Origin of the sequence: Mesorhizobium sp. M7A.F.Ca.CA.001.08.2.1 (assembly GCF_003998455.1) — a bacterium.
GTDB lineage: Bacteria > Pseudomonadota > Alphaproteobacteria > Rhizobiales > Rhizobiaceae > Mesorhizobium > Mesorhizobium ciceri.
Map to the genome: position 1 here is coordinate 1 of NZ_RZPW01000931.1, position 2,143 is coordinate 2,143.

Genomic DNA, 2,143 nt, shown 5'->3' on the forward strand with positions numbered 1-2,143 from the left:
CATCAAGAATTACCTTACAGAGGCTCGAATTGTCGCCGACTCCACGGTGCTCGGGAAAACCGTCGCAGACCTCATGAAGCTCGCCGGGGGCGATGCAATCGTGACGTCGATCCTGCGCAATCGCACGATGCGGATGACGCCACTGCCCGACGTGGTCCTCAAGGTGGATGACATCCTGTTGCTCGAGGGCGACCCAGAAGCGCTGGATCGCCTTGTCTCCCAGGGCAGGCTCAGCGTGACCGGGGATAGGGGCGGTGGTGACGACACCACCAACGAGATGGTCGCTATCGAAGCCGTAATCGGTGAAAGCTCCTCTTTGATCGGCTGGACCGCCCAGCGCCTTGCCCTTTACGATCGCTTCAACGTCAACCTCCTGGCCGTCAGCCGTCGTGGGGAGCGCCTCGACCGCAGGCTGGCCGCAGTCGAGCTGAGGCTCGGGGACGTTGTCGTCTTGCGGGGCAGTGCAGCGAGGATGCCCGAGATACTTCGTGAACTCGGCTGCTTACCGCTGGCAGAAAGGGCTATCCTTCTTGGTAGCGTCCGCAAGGGTATCGTGCCGGTAGTGGTCCTTGCTCTCGCCATGGTGGCGACGGCGTTTGGGCTGCTGCCAGTGTCCGTCGCTTTTTTCGCGGCCGCGGTCGCGATTGTGCTTTTCAAGGTCATTCCGCTCCGCGATGTTTACCAATCGCTCGATGGGCCTATCCTCGTCATGCTCGCCGTTCTCATTCCAGTGAGCGATTCACTACGCAGTACAGGAGCTACGGGAGTAGTTGCCGGCGAGCTTGCTAGACTGGGGACCCTCCTTCCGGCGTCCGGCGCACTGACGCTCATCCTTGTCGCCGCCATGGCCGTTACGCCATTCCTCAACAATGCCGCCACCGTCCTTGTCATGGCGCCTATCGCCGCCGAATTTGCTAGTGATCTGGGCTACAGGCCCGAACCGTTTTTGATGGCTGTCGCCATTGGCGCCGGCTGTGATTTTCTCACCCCGATCGGACACCAGTGCAACACGCTTGTCATGGGGCCGGGTGGCTACCGCTTCAGCGACTATCCGCGTCTGGGACTTCCCCTGTCTTTCCTCGTAGTCATTGTTGCTGTGCCGATGCTTATGATCGTCTGGCCAATGAACTGACATCCGATATTCGGATGCCTTCTTGGAAATCCCACACGACACCACAATCGTGAATGAGGTCGCCGCGCAAGCCTGACGCGGGCTGGCCAACCTGCGGTCAGTGTCGCCAGCAGTTCCCCTCTCGTCCCGCCCGCGGCAACAGAAACTGTGTTCCGGCCGCTCTATCGGGGCAAAGGGAAAGCCAGCAAACAAACCTTAGGCCATGGACTATACACCGCAGCGAGATTGTCAGGGGCTTGGCGGAGTATTGACGTCGTTTCTCACCTAGGAAAAGCCGGTTCACCTTCGTGATGACGACAGGCCGATAACGCTTTCTTCGAGAATACGAGGCCCTTTCGGGCTGCGATCAGCATCACAAGTCGTGTGTTGCTCAGCGGCAGGGCCCTGGTGAACTGCAAGTCGTCGCGACGACCATTCGACCTTGGTGCTACCTGAGATACCAGCGTTGCACATCGCGCAGGAAGGACGAGGGCGGCTGTTAGCCGCCCAGTCATTTCATCTCACACGTTGCGACGACCTCTGGCGCTTTCCAGGTCATCACCTGTGTAGACTTCATCCGTTGGATCGAAGCCGGTCCAACCGCCTGCTTCGTATTCGGTTCGCCGATGGGCTATGTCGACGGAATTATATTGCTTCAGTATCTGTTCCGCGTCGGGGACAAGGTCGTCTTCGACCCTGGCTATAACCATTGTTCCCCCGCGCCGAACGCCTTCGGCATAAACATGTGCGTCGCTTTCCGGCACACCGGACTCTGTCATCGCGCCGATGATGCCGCCAGCTGCGCCACCGACCACGGCACCGCCGACAGCGCCGACCGCAGTCGCTGCCAGCCAGCCCGCGGCAACCACGGGGCCGAGACCAGGTATGGCCATCAGGCCAAGGCCGGTGAGCAGGCCGCCGGCCCCGCCGACTACGGCGCCGACACCAGCCCCTGCTGCCGCATCCTCGCCAGCCTCCGACGCTTCGCCCGTAAGCCGGCCGCCCAAATTACCCGCCACGATGCTAATATCG

2 protein-coding genes are annotated in these 2,143 nt (G+C 60.9%); one reads left to right on the plus strand and one right to left on the minus strand.

Going from position 1 to position 2,143, the window contains the following annotated elements; all coding sequences use genetic code 11:
* Positions 1 to 1,132, plus strand: a 1,132-nt coding sequence (locus EN914_RS33090; RefSeq protein WP_206527295.1) for an SLC13 family permease, incomplete at its 5' end; no start/stop codon positions are given.
* Between the two features lie 500 nt (positions 1,133 to 1,632).
* Here the strand turns inward: EN914_RS33090 and EN914_RS33095 are convergent.
* Positions 1,633 to 2,143, minus strand: a 511-nt coding sequence (locus tag EN914_RS33095; RefSeq protein WP_127389571.1) for a hypothetical protein, incomplete at its 5' end; no start/stop codon positions are given.